Genomic DNA, 18,570 nt, shown 5'->3' on the forward strand with positions numbered 1-18,570 from the left:
TCACCCCTCTATTTGTATTGCGATTTTATTCTTGGATCTACATAAGCGTATAATATATCAACTGCTAAGTTTACTATACTAAACGTTACCGCCAAGAAAATTACCGATGCTAAAACTGTCGGTGTATCTTTTTGTCTAATGGCATCAACCATCATTCTTCCTACACCAGGCCATGAATAAACTGATTCTGTTAATACAGCTCCTCCTAAAAGTCCACCAAATTGTAATCCAACTACTGTTATAACTGGTATCAAAGCATTTTTTAGAGCATGCTTATTTATTACAACTTTTTCTGCTACCCCCTTAGCTCTTGCCGTTCTAATGTAGTCTTGTCTTATAACTTCTAACATAGAAGAACGAGTCATACGAGTAATTATGGCTGCCGATCCTACCCCTAATGTAATCGATGGTAAAATCAAACTTTTTAATCCATCAAATCCTCCAGAAGGTAACCATCTTAAATTTACTGAGAATGTTAAGATTAACATTAACCCTAACCAGAACACTGGCATTGATACTCCTAAAAGTGCTCCTATCATACTCACGCTATCTATTAATGTATACTGTCTTGTTGCTGAAATTATTCCTAAAGGAATTCCAATGCAAACAGCTATAATTATTCCTAAAACTGCTAATATTAGTGTATTCGGGAATCTCGAGAATATCTCTCCAAATACCTCTCTTCCTGTAGTATAAGACTGTCCAAAATTTCCTACTACTGCATTTTTAACAAATCTGATATATTGAACTATAAATGGATCATTCAATCCCATCTCTGCTCTCAATTGAGCTACAGCTTCCCTAGGAGCACTTTCTCCTAAGATAAGTTGTGCTGGATCTCCTGGTGTAAATGACATTATTGTAAATACTAGAAACGATACTCCTAACAATACTGGTATTAGTAACAGTATTCTTTTTAATATATACTTGTGCATGTGTATCCCCCTTTATTTGCTTTATACTAGAAAGGAAACCAAAAGGTTTCCTTTCTAAATTTTATTTATATGTTATTTTGTTTTGTACGCTCCGTATATTTTATGATGTCCTGCTGGATGCATTTGGAATCCTTCAACAGTTTTTTGCTTTCCTATATTTTGAGTTGTATAAGCTATTGTAAATATAGGTGCATCCTCTTGAATTATTTCTTGAGCTTCATAGTAATACGCTTTTCTTTCTTCTGGATTTGTTGAATTTTTTGCTTTTGTTAATAATTCATCAACTTTTGGATTTTCATAGAATGATCTATTTCCTGCTCCACCTTTATTTGCAGAGTTAAATAAAGGCTCTAGTCCATAATCAGCATCTCCTGTTACAGAAACCCATCCTAAAATAAACATATCATGCTCTCCTCTTGCTGTTCCATCTAAGTATGCTCCCCATTCAAGAGTTTCAATAGTTACATCTATTCCAACTTGTTTTAATTGATCTTGAGCTATTACAGCTATATCTCTTCTTGTAGGATTATCATTTGTCCATAACTTTAACTTTAATCCCTTTTCATATCCAGCTTCTTTTAATAACTCTTTTGCTTTTTCAGGATTATAATCGTACCCTTTTGCATTAGGATTATAGCCAAATACTTTTGGTCCTATTGGCGAGTTTGCTTTTGCTCCTGACCCTTGGTATGCAACATCAATTATATCTTGTACATTTAAAGCATAAGAAATTGCTTGTCTTACTTTTTTATCTTTTAACGCTTCTTTATTCACGTTAAACCCTATGTATGCCATTGATAACGATGGTTCCTCCACATAATCTAAAGTTGGTAACGATTTTACCATCTCTTTATCCACAGGTTCTAAATCATATGCGATATCAACTTCACCAGTCTCTAATCCTATTGTTCTATTTGTTCCTTCAACTATACTTCTAAAAATTACTTTTTCAGTTGGAGCTTTTCCTAAATAATATTCAGGATTTGCTTGAAGAGTTATTCTATCTCCAGCTTGCCAACTAACAAATTTATAAGGTCCTGTTCCTACTGGATTTTGACCATAAGCTGAACCACCTTTTTCAACTGCCTCTCTATTTAAAATCGATGCAGCTGTATGTGATAGATGACTTAATAAGGCACCAAACGGTTTATCTGTTTTTATTCTTACTGTATTATCGTCCACTACTTCAACTGAATCAATGGCTTTAATTATATGTGATACTTGAGGTGATGATTTCATTCTATCTAATGTGAACTTTACATCATCCGCTGTTAGAGGTTCTCCATTATGGAACTTTACACCTTTTCTTAATTTAAATTCAGTCGTTGTATCATCAATTTGAGTCCAACTTTCAGCTAAACCAGGAATTATATTCATATTGATATCTTGTTTTACTAATGAATCATAGATTTGTCCTGCTACTCTAGAAGATGGTTGGTCATTTGTTGCATGAGGATCTAAAACTTTCGCATCAGCTCCTTGTGCTACAATCAAAGTATCCTTACTTGCTACTGCATTTAAACTATTTCCTAAAAATATTGCTAAAGCACTTAATAAAAGTATTTTTTTCTTCATTTTTATCCCCCTATAGTTTTTTTTGTTTAATTTTAAGATTTTATTTTTTTAATATTCTTAATAAAATATAACCTTTTATATCGTACAAATCAAATTTATTTAATAAATGAGCTCCATTTAAAAAATAAATTTTTTCAATATTACTGAAAAAAGAAAAAATATTTTTATTTTGTTCTTTTTTTCGGTATTGATTTATTTAATTACACCTGTTATAATATAAAAAATAAAATTTTGGAGGATTTATAATGAAAAAATTATTTTTACTATTAACTTTAATTTTCAGTTCTTTAACTTTCTCAAAAGAAGAGGATATCTCTGGAAAATGGATTACCGAAAAAGCTAAAAATGGAAACCAAATAATCGTTGAATTTTACAAAGTAGAAAATAAGTATTTTGGAAAAATTAATGAGCTAACTATCCCAGTTTATGAGAAAGGTCACAAATTAGAAGGACAAATGAAACTAGATTTAGCTAACTCTGATGAAAATTTAAAATCAAGACCTTTAGTTGGTATAAACTTCGTTAGTGAATTCACATACAACCCTGAAAAAGATAGATTTGAAAACGGGTTCATCTACAATCCAGAAAATGGAAAAACATACTACTGCTCAATTTCCTTTAAAGATGCTAATACTATCATTGTTAAAGGAAGCTTAGATAAATCTGGACTAATTGGTTCTAAACAAACTTGGACAAAAATTAAATAATCTTTATTATAAGTAAAACCTCCTAATTTCTTAGGAGGTTTTTACTTTTTATACGACTAAATTTAATTAAGGTGGCTAAATTTTATTTTGCTTTTTTTTCTACTTTTTCTTCGCTCTTTTTTTGCATAGCTAAATACTTCTCTGGTCCATAGTAAGCTCTTAAGTACATCTCTTTTAAGTCGCTCATTAATGGATATCTAGGGTTTGCACCTGTACATTGGTCATCGAATGCATCCTCTACCATTTGATCTAATTTAGCTAAGTATTCTTGCTCAGAAATTCCGTATTCTGCAATTGTTGATTTTATTCCAATTTCAGCTTTTAATTCTGCTAATTTCTTTCTTAATAACTTAGCTTTCTCTTCTGGAGTTTCAGTTCCTTTTGTTAATCCTAAGTAGTCAGCTAATTTTGCATAACGCTCTTTTGCGTTAGGATATTTATATTGTGCAAATCCTGCCATCTTGAATGGTTTATCAGTTGCATTAAATCTAATTACTTCATCTAATAATAAAGCGTTTGCTACTCCATGTGGTAAGTGGAAAGCTGCCCCTAATTTATGAGCCATTGAGTGACATATTCCTAAGAATGCATTCGAGAATGCCATTCCAGCCATACAAGATGCGTTTGCCATCTTTTCTTTAGCTTTTACTGCTGTCGCTCCTCCTTTTACAGATTCTGGAAGATATTTAAATGTTAATCTTGTAGCTTCTAATGCTAATGGATTAGTAAATTCTGAAGCTAATACTGATACATATGCTTCTACAGCATGTGTTACAACGTCTATTCCTGATGCTGCTGTTAATCCAGCTGGCATTGATAACATTAATTGAGGATCTACTACTGCTACATTTGGTGTAATTTCGTAGTCAGCTAGAGGATATTTTACTCCTGTAGCATCATCAGTTATAACTGCGAATGGAGTTACTTCTGATCCTGTTCCTGCTGAAGTTGCTACTGCCCAGAACTCAGCTTTCTCTCCCATTTTAGGGAATTTAACTATTCTCTTTCTAATATCCATGAATGTCATAGCTAAATCTTTGAAGTTTACAGATGGGTGCTCATACATAACCCACATAATCTTAGCAGCATCCATTGCTGATCCTCCACCAAGAGCGATGATTACGTCTGGATTGTATCCTCTCATTAATTCTGCACCTTTTTCAACTACACTTAAAGTTGGATCAGCTTGTACATCTGAGAACACTCTGAAATCTACTCCGATATTTTCTAAAACTGTAGTTATATGATCTGTATATCCTAATGTAGCTAATTGTTGGTCAGTTACGATTACAGCTTTTTTCTTTCCTTTTAACTCTTCTAAAGCTACAGGAAGAGATCCGAATTTGAAGTAAACTCTTTCAGGAATTCTAAACCATAACATATTTTCTCTCCTTTTAGCAACTGTTTTTATATTGATTAAGTGTTTAACTCCAACGTTTTCAGAAACAGCGTTTCCTCCCCACGATCCACATCCTAAAGTTAATGATGGTGCTAATTTGAAGTTAAATACATCTCCGATTGCTCCTTGAGCTGCTGGCATGTTGATTAATGTTCTACCAGTTTTCATTGTTTGTCCAAATAAATCAATTTTATCTTTAGCAATTAATTCATCTGCGTATAAAACTGAAGTATGTCCCATTCCTCCTAATTCGATTAATCTGTCAGCTTTCTTTAAAGCATCTTCAAAATTAGTAGCTTTGTACATTGCTAATACTGGAGATAACTTTTCATGAGAGAATGATTCTTCTAACTCTACTGATTCAACTTCTCCGATTATTACCTTTGTAGTTTCAGGAACATTTACTCCTGCCATTTTAGCTATTTTATATGCTGATTGTCCTACGATATCTCCATTTAAGTGTCCATCGATAACTATTGTTTTTCTTACTTTATCTACTTCTTCACCTTTTAAGATGTAAGCATTTCTTGCTGCAAACTCCTCTTTTACTTTATCATAGATTGACGCTGGTATGATTACTGCTTGCTCAGATGCACAAATAACTCCGTTATCAAATGTCTTAGATAATAAGATTGAGTTTACTGCCATTTTTATATGAGCAGTTTCATCGATGATTACTGGTGTATTTCCAGCTCCAACTCCGATTGCAGGTGTTCCTGACGAGTAAGCAGCTTTAACCATTCCTGGTCCTCCAGTTGCTAATATAAGATCCGCCATCTTCATTAAATCATTTGAAGCTTGAACTGAAGGTTCTGCTATCCATCCGATTATATCTTTTGGTGCTCCAGCTTTTACTGCTGCTTCTAAAACTATTCTAGCAGCTTCTATAGTTGCATTTTTTGCTCTTGGGTGTGGAGAAAAAATGATTGCATTTCTTGTTTTTAAAGCTAATAAAGCTTTGAATATTGCAGTTGATGTTGGGTTAGTTGTAGGAACGATTCCTGCAATAACTCCGATTGGCTCAGCTATTTTTTGTACTCCGTAAGCCATATCTTCTTCTATTACTCCACAAGTTTTTGTATCCTTGTACGAGTTATAAATATATTCTGAAGCAAAGTGATTTTTTATAACTTTATCTTCAACAATTCCCATTCCAGTTTCTTCTACTGCCATTTTAGCTAATTTTATTCTAGCATTATTTGCAGCTAATGAAGCTTCTCTAAAGATTTCATCTACTTTTTCTTGTGTAAATTTAGCATATTCTTTTTGAGCTAATCTTACTTTTTCTATTGTATTTATTAGTGTCATAAACCATCACTCCTTTGTGAATTTTTATTTTATAATGCTAGTATACTTGTGTTTTAGTGTTTTTAAAAATATTTTTTTGCCTACTTTTCAAATTTTTAACCATCACTTTTTAACCATTTTGCAATTGTCAAACCATGATTCAACTTTTTTTATTTATATTAGCTTTTTTTATTTTTTTGAAGTATATTGTATTAAGCTTTGATTTTTCTAGGAAGGAGTATATCTAAAATGAAAGAAAACTATTTAAAAAATGTATGTTTAAAAGAATTGAATCTTTCTAATAATTTTGAAAATCTTCTAATTTCTAATCTAAATTTTGAGCAATTAATTGCCGTAAAAAGTTTAAATGGAAATTTTTTAGTCCTTGCTGGTGCAGGTTCTGGTAAAACTAGAGTTATTATTTACAGAGCACTTTTGTTACTTAAATTACAAATTCCACCCAAAAATATTTTAATTCTAACATTTACAAGAAAAGCTATCAATGAAATTAAAGAGAGAATTCAAGCTTTTATTCCTGATTCAAATATAAACATTGAAACTTTTCACTCTTTAGCCTATAAGTCACTTAAAAAGTATACTCAAAATAAAAACTTTCAAATTTTAAATTCTGATAACGCGCTCGAGTTTGCTAACTCCTCTATTTATTATACTCAGATTTCAAAATTTTTGACTAAAGATGAAATTATAAAATGTACTACTTCTATAAAAGATAGATATACCGAATCTTTTTTTTTCAAAAGCTTAAATAAAACTTCTAAAAATATTTTATTAAATTTTTTTAATGATATAAGTCTCCGAAAAAAACAAACAAATTTCTACACTTTTGATGACCTACTAAACGCATTCTATAAACAGCTTCATTTAAATATAATCCCTACAGATTTTAAATATATTATGATTGATGAATATCAGGATACAGATTCTATTCAAGTAGATATCTTAAAAATATTTTCAAAAAATAGTTTCATTATGGCTGTAGGAGATGATTATCAAAGCATATACAGTTTTAAAGGAGCCTCTACAGAAAATATTCAAAATTTCTCCAATGATTTCAATGACAGTAAAACTTTTATTTTAAAAGAAAACTATCGATGTTCAAAAAATATTTTAAATCTATCTAATGAATTTGCTAAGTGCTTACGCTACTCTTTTAGAAAAACTTTAACAACAAAAAATACTTCTGACTTTTTACCTACACTCAATATTTTTAAAAATCATACTGACGAGATAAATTTTATAATATCTCAAATAAAAAAAATTTTATCCTCTGATTTATCATCAAATATAGTTATTCTTTTCCGAAACTATATTCATATGGAAAACATTATAAAATTTTTTAATGAAAATAATCTTACTTTTAATATCACTCAAAATATTTTTTTAGAAAACATCTTCAAAGATCTATCTTTTAATGAAAATAGTCGAGTAACTTTATCAACTATACACAGCTCTAAAGGTTTAGAGTGGGATTATGTTTTTATTCCACTTCTTCTAGATGGAATTATTCCAACCTCCATAGGAAGCGAGATTAATATAGAAGAAGAGAAAAGATTATTTTATGTTGCTATAACCAGAGCTAAAAAAGAGCTTATACTCACTTATCCTCTGAATTTTTATAACTCATGTGGATTTTTTTCTAAGCCTTCCTCTTTTATAAATAATATTGATTCTATTTTTTTCAATATAAAAAGAGGGTAGTATCTACCCTCTCCTAAATTCAATTATAAATTTCTCTATCCCAATACTCTCTTCTATTCCACCATTTTTTACTGAGTGCTCCACTTTTAATAGATTTTCTATAGACTTCAATAAAAATTCCTCATTAAATGAAGACATATACTTCAATTTTAAAAATACAGGATATTCTCTCATCATTCCTCTTGATGTTTTAAAATATTTTTTGATTTTTTCATAGCTTGATGCTTTAAACTCATTATATGATATATTAGCTCTTAACTCACCAGATTTTTTCAATCCAACTAGTTTCAGTGCCAAATTAAGCTCCTCTGTCATTAAATATAAAAATAGCATATACTCTTTTGTTTTCTTTAAATATTCTATAAGTATGCTAATATTATCAGTTATCATGAAGTCTTCAACCAATTTTTTTAAATTATACTCATCACTTACTGATAATATTGGTAATATTTCTTCTAAAATAAAAGTTTTTCCGTTTAAAAAACTCTTTATCTTCTCGACTTCATTTTTCACTTTAAAAAAGTCATCACCTAAAACTTCTGCTAACTTCTCTGATTCATACTCTGAAATTTGTAATTCCTTCTCTATATAAAAATGTATTCCTTTTTTTTCCAAGGCTTTTCTTGCAACTATAGTTTGGCCAAGTTTCTCTGCATTTGTTAAAACTCTTTTTCCAACTTCGTTTATTGCTTTTCCATAGTCATTTAACTCCTCTTCATAGACAACTATAACCTCTTTTTTAGTTAAATCGTAATCTCCAACAATCTTAAGAAGATTATCTAACTTTTTAGATTTATCTGCTCTTTTTAAAACAATCATCTCTTTTGCTACAAACATTGAGTTAATCGATATACTCTCTAAAAATTGTTCCTCCTCTCCTTGAGAGGCATCATAAATTTTAATTGGAATATGAGGATTTGATTTTTTTATTTTTTCCACTAACTCTTCATATTTTAATGGAAGCGGGGTATCACCATAAATAAAATAAAACATCTCTACCACCTTTTGATTTTTTTATATATTATAACATAAAAAATAAAAGAGAGGCTAGCTCTCTTTTATTTCATTAAAACCATTAGTCTTTCTTTGTTAAAATTTTTGATGCATTTAAAACTGCTAAAACTGATACTCCTACATCGGCAAAAATAGCTAACCATAAGTTTGCAATTCCTAAAACTCCTAGTACCATAACAACTATTTTTACTCCCAAAGCGAATCCAACATTTTCAATAACAACCTGATGATTTTTTCTTCCTAAATTTAAAGCTTCTAGAACTTTATAAGGATCATCATTCATTAAAACTATGTCTGAACTTTCAATAGCTATATCACTACCTATTTTTCCCATAGATATTCCTATATCCGCCATTGCTAAAACAGGGGCATCATTTATTCCATCTCCAACAAAAATAGTTCCTTTTTTACTTTTAGCTTTTATCTCTTCAAGTTTTGAAACTTTATCTTGTGGTAATAAATTTGTACATATTTTATCGTCATCAATTCCTAAAGCTTCTCCTATATATCTTCCTGTTTTTAGATTATCTCCTGTCAACATATATACATTTATTCCTTGAGCATTTAACTCGTCAATTGTTTTTCTTGATGTCTCTTTAATCTCATCCTCAACAATTACTCTTCCAAGAAGTTCAGAATCCACTGCGATATACACAACCGTTCCAAAATCTTCTGCTAAATCAATCGCTATATTATGGCTCTCTAAAAACTTTCTACTTCCTACTAATATCTCTTTTCCACAATAAAGGGCATTTACTCCATAACCTGCTTTTTCATTATGCCCTTGAATATCCCATTCAGAAACTTCAACACTACCATAGTTTAATATAGCTTTTCCTATTGGATGATTTGAATAAAACTCTCCAGCCTTAGCATACTCTAACAATTCACTCTCTGTTCCTTTGAAGACTTCAACTGCCGTTACCTTAAATCTTCCTTTTGTTAAAGTTCCTGTTTTATCAAATACAACAGTATCAATATTTTTTAATCTTTCTAGATAGTTTCCACCCTTAATCAAAATTCCCTCTTTCGATCCTTTACCTATAGAACTAAAGAATGTTAAAGGAACTGAAAGCACAAGAGCACAAGGGCAAGATATAACTAAAAATATCAATGCTCTACTAAACCATAACTTAAAGTTACCATCATACATCAATGGAACTAAAACTGCAATTAAAATAGATAGTGTAACTACAATCGGTGTATAATATCTAGCAAACTTTGTTATAAACTTTTCTGCATGTGCTTTTTTACTTCCTGCACTCTCTACCATCTCAATTATTCTACTTACAGTTGATTGAGAATATAACTTAGTCACTTTAAACTCTATTGTTCCATTTATATTTATCGATCCACTTAAAACTTCGCTTCCAATCTCCCCTATTACAGGAACTGATTCCCCTGTTAATGCAGATTTATCCAGTGTCGTATTTCCTAAAGTAATAACACCATCTAAAGGAACTCTCTCTCCTGGTTTAACAATTAAAATATCTCCAACATTAACTTTTGAAGGATCAACAACTTCTACTGTACCATTTTTATTTTTTAAGTTTGCAAACTCTGGCTTTATACTCATCAGTTTTTCAATAGATTTTTTAGAGTTATTTACAGCCATCTCTTGGAAATATTCTCCTATTTTATAAAATATCATAACTCCCGCTGCTTCTCCAAACTCTCCTAATGCAAGTGCACCAATAGTTGCAATACTCATCAAGAAATTCTCATCTAAAAACTTTCCTCTTTTAATATTTTTAAAAGCATTCAGTAGAATATCATAACCTGACAATCCATAAGCTATAACTAATATTATATCTTTTTGTAAACTTTTAGGTAAAGTTAAACCAACTATAAATAAAGTTATCCCAACTGTGAGAATTATTAAATCTATTTTTGATAAGATATCTCCTGACGATGAATGAGTATGATTATGTAAATGCTCATCGTCATGCTCATCTAACTCTTCCTCTTTTAAATATGTTCCTGGCTCAACTTTATCTGCAATCTCATTTATTTTTTTTAAAAGACTCTTTTCATCTGTTTCTTCAACTAAAGTAAACTTAACTTTCTTAGTGTAAAAATCCACATTGACATCTTTTATTTCTTTCACTTTATCTAATTCATATTGAATCTTTGAAGCACATCCTCCACAATGAAGGTTTACAATCTCATACTCTCTTTTCATGTGTCATCTCCTTTTAAGGTATATACCAATACCCCCTATATCTATAATCTAAAATATCATAATTTATCTCTTTTGTCAAAATTTTTTTGAATATTTCTAACTTAAATAGTATAATATAAATTATTGAAAAAAAGGAGTCTGGTATGAAATACAATATTGATGACATTTTAAATATTTTTATCGAAAATATTAATAGTAACAAATTTATTAGAGCTATCTTTTCAAATCCAACAAAAGAAAACCCTTATAAAAAAATAAATTTAAAACCCGTTGAAATAAAAGGAGAACTTTTTATTCAAATTGAAAGTTTTAAAGATAACAAAGCTTTTCACAAAAATTACACACTAGATGAATGCTTTGATCATTTAAAAGATATTACAGTAAGTTTCAAACAAATTCTTATATCTGCAACAGAAGAGGAGATTCAGGTCTTACAAAACAAAAAAGGATTTTCTCTAAAAAGAAAGAGTGTTATAGGAAAAAAAATTGAACTTTCTCATAACAAACAAAAAAACTATATTCTTCAAGACAATACACCAATTCCATTTTTAATAAAATTAGGCGTTATGTCTGAATCAGGTAAAGTCACTAAAGAGAGATTTAATAAATTTAGACAGATCAATAGATATTTAGAGTTTATCGAAGATACTTTAAAAGAGTTACAAGAAAAAACTCTAATTCAAAACAGTATGAAGATCGTTGATTTTGGTTGTGGAAAATCATATTTAACTTTTGCTCTTTATCACTATTTAAAAAATGTTAAAAATTTAGATATCGAAGTTATTGGTTTAGATTTAAAAGAGGACGTAATTACTCACTGCAACTCGATTGCTCAAGAGTTAGAGTTTAACAATCTAAAATTTTTAAAAGGAGATATCAAAGAGTTTCATGAGTTCGATAATGTTGATATGATATTCTCTTTACATGCTTGTAACAATGCAACTGATTACTCTATTTTAAAAGGATTAGAACTTGGGGCAAAAGCTATTCTTGCTGTTCCATGCTGCCAATCTGAAATAAATCAAAAAATTGATAAATCTTCTACCACAGAGATAAAAGGTGTGCTTTCACCTTTCGGAAATCACGGAATCTTACAGGAAAGATTTAGTTCTCTAGCTACAGATGCTTTAAGAGCTTTATCTTTAGAACTTTGTGGATTCAATACAAAAGTTATGGAGTTTATAGACATGGAGCACACACCTAAAAATATCCTTATTAAGGCTATTAAAGGTAATCCAACAGAGGAAAAGTTAACTCTAAAAAGAGAGGAATATAATAGATATATACAATTTTTAGGAGTTAATCCGCTTTTAGATAATCTACTTCAAAACTATTTTAAAAAATAAACAAATAAAAAAGACGGAAAATAAAATCCGTCTTTTTTATTTTATCTTTCTAAAATGTATAGTATGCCTCCTACTAATAGAGCTGGAATAACATTATATAACGTAACCATAAATGCCGATTTCTTACTCAATGCCAGAAGTGGAAATAAGGCATCACCATCATTACAGATTGCATTAGCTGCTAATGCTGAAAAAGGTATCGCTCCTGATATATAAAGTGCTGCTAAAAGAATTTGAGGACCACATCCTGGAATCAATCCTATTAAAATTGCCATAATCACAACTAAAAAACCACCGCTATCTAAAATATTTTTTAATACAATCTCTCCACCTATATAATTCAAAAATATTTCATAGCTAAAAAAAGCTACAAAAACCCAACTCACTAAAAAAGCGACTTCCTCTGCTGTATGAATTAAAGTCTCTTTTAGTGATCCCAATTTGCTTTCTGTTTTATCAAAATCACTTCCTTTTACAAGTTTCCTACTCAAAAATGTATAAAAAATACAAAGAAAAGTTCCTAAAAAAGCTATAATTTCAATTAGATTTAAATCGCCTTCATGCTCTACATGAGAGTGCCCCTCTAAAAGATGCTCAATTGCAAAAGGAGTTGAAACTATAACTAAAATCCAAAATATTTTATACCAAACTGTGTGTGTCAACAAATATATCTCTTTTATATCAGATTTTCTATGTAAAACTTTATCAACTATATCACCCTTTTTGTGAGCTATATGATTATGAATTTTGTGTCCACTTTCTTCGTTTACAAAACCACTTTCCGAAGTCTGATTAAAATCTTTATTCATAACTATATTTTCACCAACTCCAAATCGGTCTATCAGCAATCCAGAAACTATTCCAACCACTCCGCTTATCAATAATATTTTAAAATACGCTGTAATATTTCCAACAATTAAAACAAAAGCAGCATCCCCCATTGTTGTTATAAAAGCTGCAACTAGCGCTCCAAAACTAATCTTACCCAAAATAAAAAGTGGTACTACAACTATAGCTCCTCCACATCCAGGAATTAATCCCAAAAGAGCAGATAAATACACACCATTTTTACTACTTTTTTCCAATAGTTTTATTACAACTCCATTAAATTTATAATCTATAATCCCCATAGTCAAAATAGATAACGATACAAATACTCCAACTTTAAAAAAGGCATCTACTCCAGCTGAGTAAATTATATGATACAATTCCATCTTCTCACCTCGTATAAATATTTTCTTCTCTTATCTTTATACTATTTTTTTTATTAATTCTTTCAATAAAAAAACCAGCACAAAGTACTGGCTTTAATATTTATTACATTCTTTCTAAAGTTTCAATTCCTAAAAGGTTTAATCCCTCTTTTAAAACTGCAGCTGTTCTTTCAGCTAATAATAATCTCGAATAAAGAATTTCATCCTCTTGATTTAATATTGGACAAGCGTTGTAGAATCCATTGAACTTCTTCGACAATTCAAATAAGTAATCTGCAACTAGATTTGGTCTACAGCTATCTGCTGCTTTTAATATAACTGCTGGGAATTGAGTTAAGTGATGTGCTAATGTTCTTTCTGTTTTATCAGTAAATGTAACTGCTACATCCTCTCTTAAATCTTTTCCATTCTCTACTGCTCTTCTTAAAATAGATTTTATTCTAGCATAAGAGTATTGTAAGTATGGTGCTGTATTTCCTTCGAAACTCAGAATTTTATCCCACTCAAATATTACAGCTGTCTGTCTATTTTGAGATAAATCAGCATATTTTATAGCTCCAGTTCCAACAACTTCTGCTATATTATCTTTTTCCTCATCTGATAATTCAGGATTTTTTTCATTTACAATCTCTAAAGCTCTTCTTTTTCCTTCATCTAAAAGCTCTTCTAATCTGATTACATTTCCTTTTCTTGTTGAGAAAACTCCATCAGCAAATCTCATGATTCCAAACCATACGTGTTGCTTCTCTACATTCCATCCTAACATATCAGTTATTCTGAAGAATTGTCTGAAGTGATCTTGTTGTCTCTCATCAGTTACATAGATTAATTTATTTACATTATAGTTGCTTAATCTGAATTTTACTGTAGCTATATCTGATGTTGCATATAGGAAAGCTCCATCTCTTTTTTGAATAATACAAGGGTGTAACTTCTCCTCTTCTGGGAAGAATACAACTTTTGCACCTTGATCCTCTACTGCAATCTCTTTCTCTTCTAACTCTTTAACAACACCTGGCATTAAATCGTGATAGAATGATTCTCCATAGTAAGTATCAAAATTAATTCCCATTCTAGTATATAACTTTCCATACTCATCTAAAGATACTTTTATAAACTCTTGCCATAATCTGTAGTTCTCTTCATCTCCATCTTGAAGTTTCTTTAACTCTTCTCTAGCTTGATCTTCAAGTTCTGGATGCTCTTCACTTTGTCTAGTGAATTCAACATATACTCTTTCTAACTCTTCAATTGCATTTTCTTTGTAAGCTTCTGCATTTAACCAGTTTCTATATCCTATAATTAGCTTTCCAAATTGCGTTCCCCAGTCTCCAATGTGGTTGTCTGCAACAACATTGAATCCTAAATATTTATACATTCTTTTTATAGAATCACCTATTATAGTTGATCTTAAATGACCTATATGCATTCTTTTTGCGATATTTGGTGAAGAGTAATCAATTATTACATCTCCCTCTGTATTTAATCCTTTAAACTCATAGTTCTCTTTAGATATCTTCTTAACTAAATCTGCTAAGTATGAATCTTTTAAAAAGATATTTAAAAATCCTGGTCCAGCAATCTCAATTTTTTCAATAACATCATTTACAACTAAGTTATTTACTACATTTTCAGCAATCGCTCTTGGATTTCCTCCTATTATTTTCGAGTTCATCATTGCAAAGTTTGATTGGAAATCTCCAAATTTTTCATTTGTTGCAACAGTTATCTCTACTGGTTTTAACTCTTTATCTGAATACAAATTTTTTACTGTATCTAATAAAATTAACTCTATCTGTTTTTCAATAGTTAACATAATTTACTCCTTTTGTTGTGAAATAAAAAAAGGACCCGAAAGTCCTAAAAAAGAATAACTCCAGTCTACCGCCTTCCTTACGGTTTTGGTCGCCGTTTCATATACGTGGTAATCAGATAATGCCTATATACAGGGTCCGTGAAACAAGGGTTTCCGTGACGTATCTGAGTTATAGACAACAGAGCCAATCCCAATAGCGACCTTAGGCCCAAAACCTCCAGATAACAGCGAGTAGACCAGAAATATTTACTCTTAAGACAATTATATCACTTCTATATTATTTTTTCAATTAAAAAATCCTTTTGAATAGTATATTTTTTATAACTAAACTATTTCTGGATTATATGTTGAATCTAAATAAAGCTCTTCTAATTGTTTGTCATCAACTTTGCTTGGAGCTTCAGTCATCAGACATTGACCTTTATTTGTTTTAGGGAATGGTATTACGTCTCTTATAGATTGCTCTTTTAACATAACCATTAACCATCTATCGATTCCAAATGCTAATCCTCCATGAGGTGGTGCTCCATATTTAAATGCATCTACGAAGAATCCAAACTTATCTTGAGCTTCTTCTTTCGATAATCCTAGTTTTTCAAATACTTTACTTTGAATTTCTGGATTGAATATTCTAATTGATCCTCCACCAATTTCTGAACCATTTAATACTAAGTCATAAGAGTTTGTTCTTACTGCATCCATTTCTCCATCTAAGAACAGTTGCATATCCTCTTCTTTTATTGATGTGAACGGGTGATGTTGAGCCTTATATCTTTGCTCTTCTTCATCATACTCGAACATCGGGAAATCTACTACCCATAGGAATTTAAATTCATCATTATCAATTAATCCTAACTCTTTTCCTAATTTTAATCTAACTGCACCTAAAGCTCCGTAAACAACTTTTGCTCTATCTGCAACTATCATAATTACATCTCCAACTTTTGCTTCAGTTCTAGATATAATTGCTGCCATCTCTTCCTCTGTGAAGAATTTAGCGATTGGAGAGTTCACTCCCTCTTCTGTTAGCTTTATCCAAGCCATTCCTTTTGCACCAAAATATGTTTTTGCATAATCTTCGTACTCAGTTAATATCTTTCTAGAGAATTGCTCAGCTACACCAGGAGCTACTACAGCTTTAACTACTCCTCCAGCTTCTACTGCACTTTTGAATCCTTTGAATCCACAAGTTGCCATTATATCAGTTAAATCTTTTAATTCTACACCAAATCTTGTATCAGGTTTATCTGAACCAAATCTTTCCATAGCTTCTGCATATGGCATTCTTGGGAAATCATACTCAGCTGATTCTCCTGTTACATTTTTGAATACTCTTTTTGCTAATCCTTCAATCTCGTTCATTATATCTTTTTGCTCAATGAATGACATCTCGATATCTAATTGAGTAAATTCAGGTTGTCTATCCGCTCTTAAATCCTCATCTCTGAAACATTTAGCTATTTGGAAGTACTTTTCTACTCCTGAAATCATCAATAATTGCTTGAATAATTGAGGTGATTGAGGTAATGCATAGAAATCACCTGGATTTGTTCTACTTGGAACTAAGAAATCTCTTGCTCCTTCTGGTGTTGACTTAGTTAAGATTGGAGTATCTACATCTAAGAATCCTTTTTCATCCATATAGTTTCTTATAGACATAATCATTTTATGTCTCATTTTTAAATTTCTAGCCATATGTGTTCTTCTTAAATCTAAGTATCTATATTTTAATCTTATATTTTCACTTAAATTATCATCTCCAGAGATTTGGAATGGTAACACATCACAGTTATTTAAAACTTCTAATTCAGTTACAAAAACTTCGATATCTCCTGTTGGAATATTTGCATTCTTACTTTGTCTCTCTCTTACAACTCCAACTACTTTTATAACTGATTCATTTTTTAATTTTTGTGCTCTTTCTACAACAGCAACTTCAGCTACATCTGTATGGAATATTATTTGAGTTTTTCCCTCTCTATCTCTTAAATCGATAAAAGTTAACCCACCTAGGTCTCTTTTTGTATCAACCCATCCAGATAAAGTAACTGTTTCACCAATATTTGAAGCTCTTAATTCCCCTAAGTTATGAGTTCTATAATACGTCATCTCTTTTTCTCCTTCTATTATTTTAATATATTTTTTATATTTTCTATGCTAACTTCCTCTTGAGTTCTGTTAATGAAGTCTTTAAGCATTACAACACCTTTATTCATTTCATCTTCACCAATTATAATAACATTTTTTGCTCCAACTTTATCAGCCTTTTTCATATGAGCTTTCATTCCTTTTGAATTGTAATCAATTACAACCGATTTTCCAGCAATTCTTAAATCGTTTGCTATTTTGAAAGCACAATCCATTGTTGTTTCTCCTAACCAAGCGATATATACATCTAAATCTCTTCTTGGGAATTCATCTCCTAATAGCATCATTATTCTTTCAACACCAGCGGCAAATCCAAAAGCTGGAATCTCTTTATCTCCAAGTTGCTTTAAAAGATTATCATATCTTCCTCCACCTAAAACAGTTCCTTGTGATCCTAACTTATTCGTTACAATCTCATAAACTGTACTTGAATAGTAATCTAATCCTCTAACTAATCTTGGGTCCTCTTTATAATTAACACCAAAAATTGTTAAATATTTTTTTACTGTTTCATAGTGGTTTTTCTCTTCCTCTGTTAATGAATCTGTTATGATTGGTGCATCAGCTGTCAGCTCTTTACACTTGTCTACTTTACAATCTAAAACTCTCAAAGGATTTTTTTCCATTCTCATTCTACAATCGTCACATAACTCTTCTCTCATCGGCTCTAAGAAGTTTAATAGAGTTTCTCTATATTTAACTCTGCTCTCTTTTTCTCCAACTGAGTTTATTGTTACTTCTAAATCAGTTATTCCTATTTTACTTAAGAATGAGTATCCCATAGCTATTACTTCAGCATCTAAAATCGGTGAACTTTCTCCTAATACTTCAACACCTATTTGATTAAATTCCCTTTGTCTTCCCGCTTGAGGTCTTTCATATCTAAACATAGAACCAGCGTAGAAGTATCTTGAAACTTCCTCTTTTGCGTAAATTTTATTTTCTAAGTAACATCTAACAACTGCTGCTGTTCCTTCAGGTCTTAATGTTATACTTCTTTCTCCTCTATCTTGGAAAGTATACATCTCTTTTTCAACTATGTCAGTTCCCTCTCCTACTCCTCTTTTGAATAAATCTGTCTCTTCAAATATTGGAGTTTTTATCATAGAATACCCATAGTTTTCAAAAAATTGCTGAGCCGTTCTTGTTATATAGTCGTACTTTATTCCATTATCTCCATATATATCCTTAGTTCCTCTAACTGCTTTAATCAGTTTCATTTTATCAC

At 30.7% G+C, this 18,570-nt stretch carries 12 protein-coding genes; 3 read left to right on the plus strand and 9 right to left on the minus strand.

Annotated elements, in window-relative coordinates:
• Positions 1-8: 8 nt before the first annotated feature.
• Both nikB and L988_RS05565 read right to left on the minus strand, forming a co-directional pair.
• A complete protein-coding gene (gene nikB / locus L988_RS05560) occupies positions 9-935 on the minus strand; it encodes a nickel ABC transporter permease (protein WP_047382421.1) in 927 nt (308 codons plus the stop codon).
• Between the two features lie 72 nt (positions 936-1,007).
• Positions 1,008-2,510: a glutathione ABC transporter substrate-binding protein gene (locus L988_RS05565; RefSeq protein ID WP_047382423.1), complete on the minus strand. Its 1,503-nt coding sequence runs from the start codon at positions 2,508-2,510 to the stop codon at positions 1,008-1,010.
• A 245-nt stretch (positions 2,511-2,755) separates the two neighbouring features.
• On the opposite strand from L988_RS05565, the gene L988_RS05570 reads away from it, so the two are divergent.
• Positions 2,756-3,217, plus strand: a complete 462-nt coding sequence (locus L988_RS05570; protein WP_047382425.1) for a DUF2147 domain-containing protein — start codon at positions 2,756-2,758, stop codon at positions 3,215-3,217.
• A gap of 82 nt (positions 3,218-3,299) precedes the next feature.
• Here the strand turns inward: L988_RS05570 and adhE are convergent, their stop codons facing one another.
• A complete protein-coding gene (adhE, locus tag L988_RS05575; protein ID WP_047382427.1) occupies positions 3,300-5,924 on the minus strand; it encodes a bifunctional acetaldehyde-CoA/alcohol dehydrogenase in 2,625 nt (874 codons plus the stop codon).
• A gap of 228 nt (positions 5,925-6,152) precedes the next feature.
• Here adhE and L988_RS05580 point away from each other — a divergent pair, with 228 nt between their 5' ends.
• Complete coding sequence (locus L988_RS05580; protein ID WP_047382429.1) at positions 6,153-7,622, plus strand: ATP-dependent helicase; 1,470 nt, start codon at positions 6,153-6,155, stop codon at positions 7,620-7,622.
• A 3-nt stretch (positions 7,623-7,625) separates the two neighbouring features.
• Here L988_RS05580 and L988_RS05585 read toward each other — a convergent pair whose 3' ends face one another.
• Positions 7,626-8,615 carry a hypothetical protein gene (locus L988_RS05585; RefSeq protein WP_047382431.1) on the minus strand — a complete coding sequence of 330 codons (990 nt, stop codon included), beginning with the start codon at positions 8,613-8,615 and terminating at the stop codon, positions 7,626-7,628.
• Positions 8,616-8,697: 82 nt separating this feature from the next.
• Positions 8,698-10,818: a heavy metal translocating P-type ATPase gene (locus L988_RS05590; protein ID WP_047382433.1), complete on the minus strand. Its 2,121-nt coding sequence runs from the start codon at positions 10,816-10,818 to the stop codon at positions 8,698-8,700.
• 143 nt (positions 10,819-10,961) lie between these two features.
• On the opposite strand from L988_RS05590, the gene L988_RS05595 reads away from it, so the two are divergent.
• Complete coding sequence (locus L988_RS05595; protein ID WP_047382435.1) at positions 10,962-12,164, plus strand: SAM-dependent methyltransferase; 1,203 nt, start codon at positions 10,962-10,964, stop codon at positions 12,162-12,164.
• A 41-nt stretch (positions 12,165-12,205) separates the two neighbouring features.
• On the opposite strand, the gene L988_RS05600 is transcribed toward L988_RS05595, so the two are convergent.
• From L988_RS05600 to hisS, 4 genes are all read right to left on the minus strand, one after another.
• Entirely contained in the window at positions 12,206-13,378 is a 1,173-nt protein-coding gene (locus L988_RS05600; RefSeq protein ID WP_047382437.1) for a putative manganese transporter, read from the minus strand.
• Positions 13,379-13,481: 103 nt separating this feature from the next.
• Entirely contained in the window at positions 13,482-15,194 is a 1,713-nt protein-coding gene (argS, locus tag L988_RS05605; RefSeq protein ID WP_047382438.1) for an arginine--tRNA ligase, read from the minus strand.
• Between the two features lie 324 nt (positions 15,195-15,518).
• Positions 15,519-17,303, minus strand: a complete 1,785-nt coding sequence (aspS, locus tag L988_RS05610; protein WP_047382440.1) for an aspartate--tRNA ligase — start codon at positions 17,301-17,303, stop codon at positions 15,519-15,521.
• Between the two features lie 17 nt (positions 17,304-17,320).
• Positions 17,321-18,562, minus strand: coding sequence for a histidine--tRNA ligase (gene hisS, locus L988_RS05615; RefSeq protein WP_047382441.1), 1,242 nt, complete (start codon positions 18,560-18,562; stop codon positions 17,321-17,323).
• Positions 18,563-18,570 lie beyond the last annotated feature (8 nt).

Source organism: Cetobacterium sp. ZWU0022, from assembly GCF_000800875.1.
GTDB lineage: Bacteria > Fusobacteriota > Fusobacteriia > Fusobacteriales > Fusobacteriaceae > Cetobacterium_A.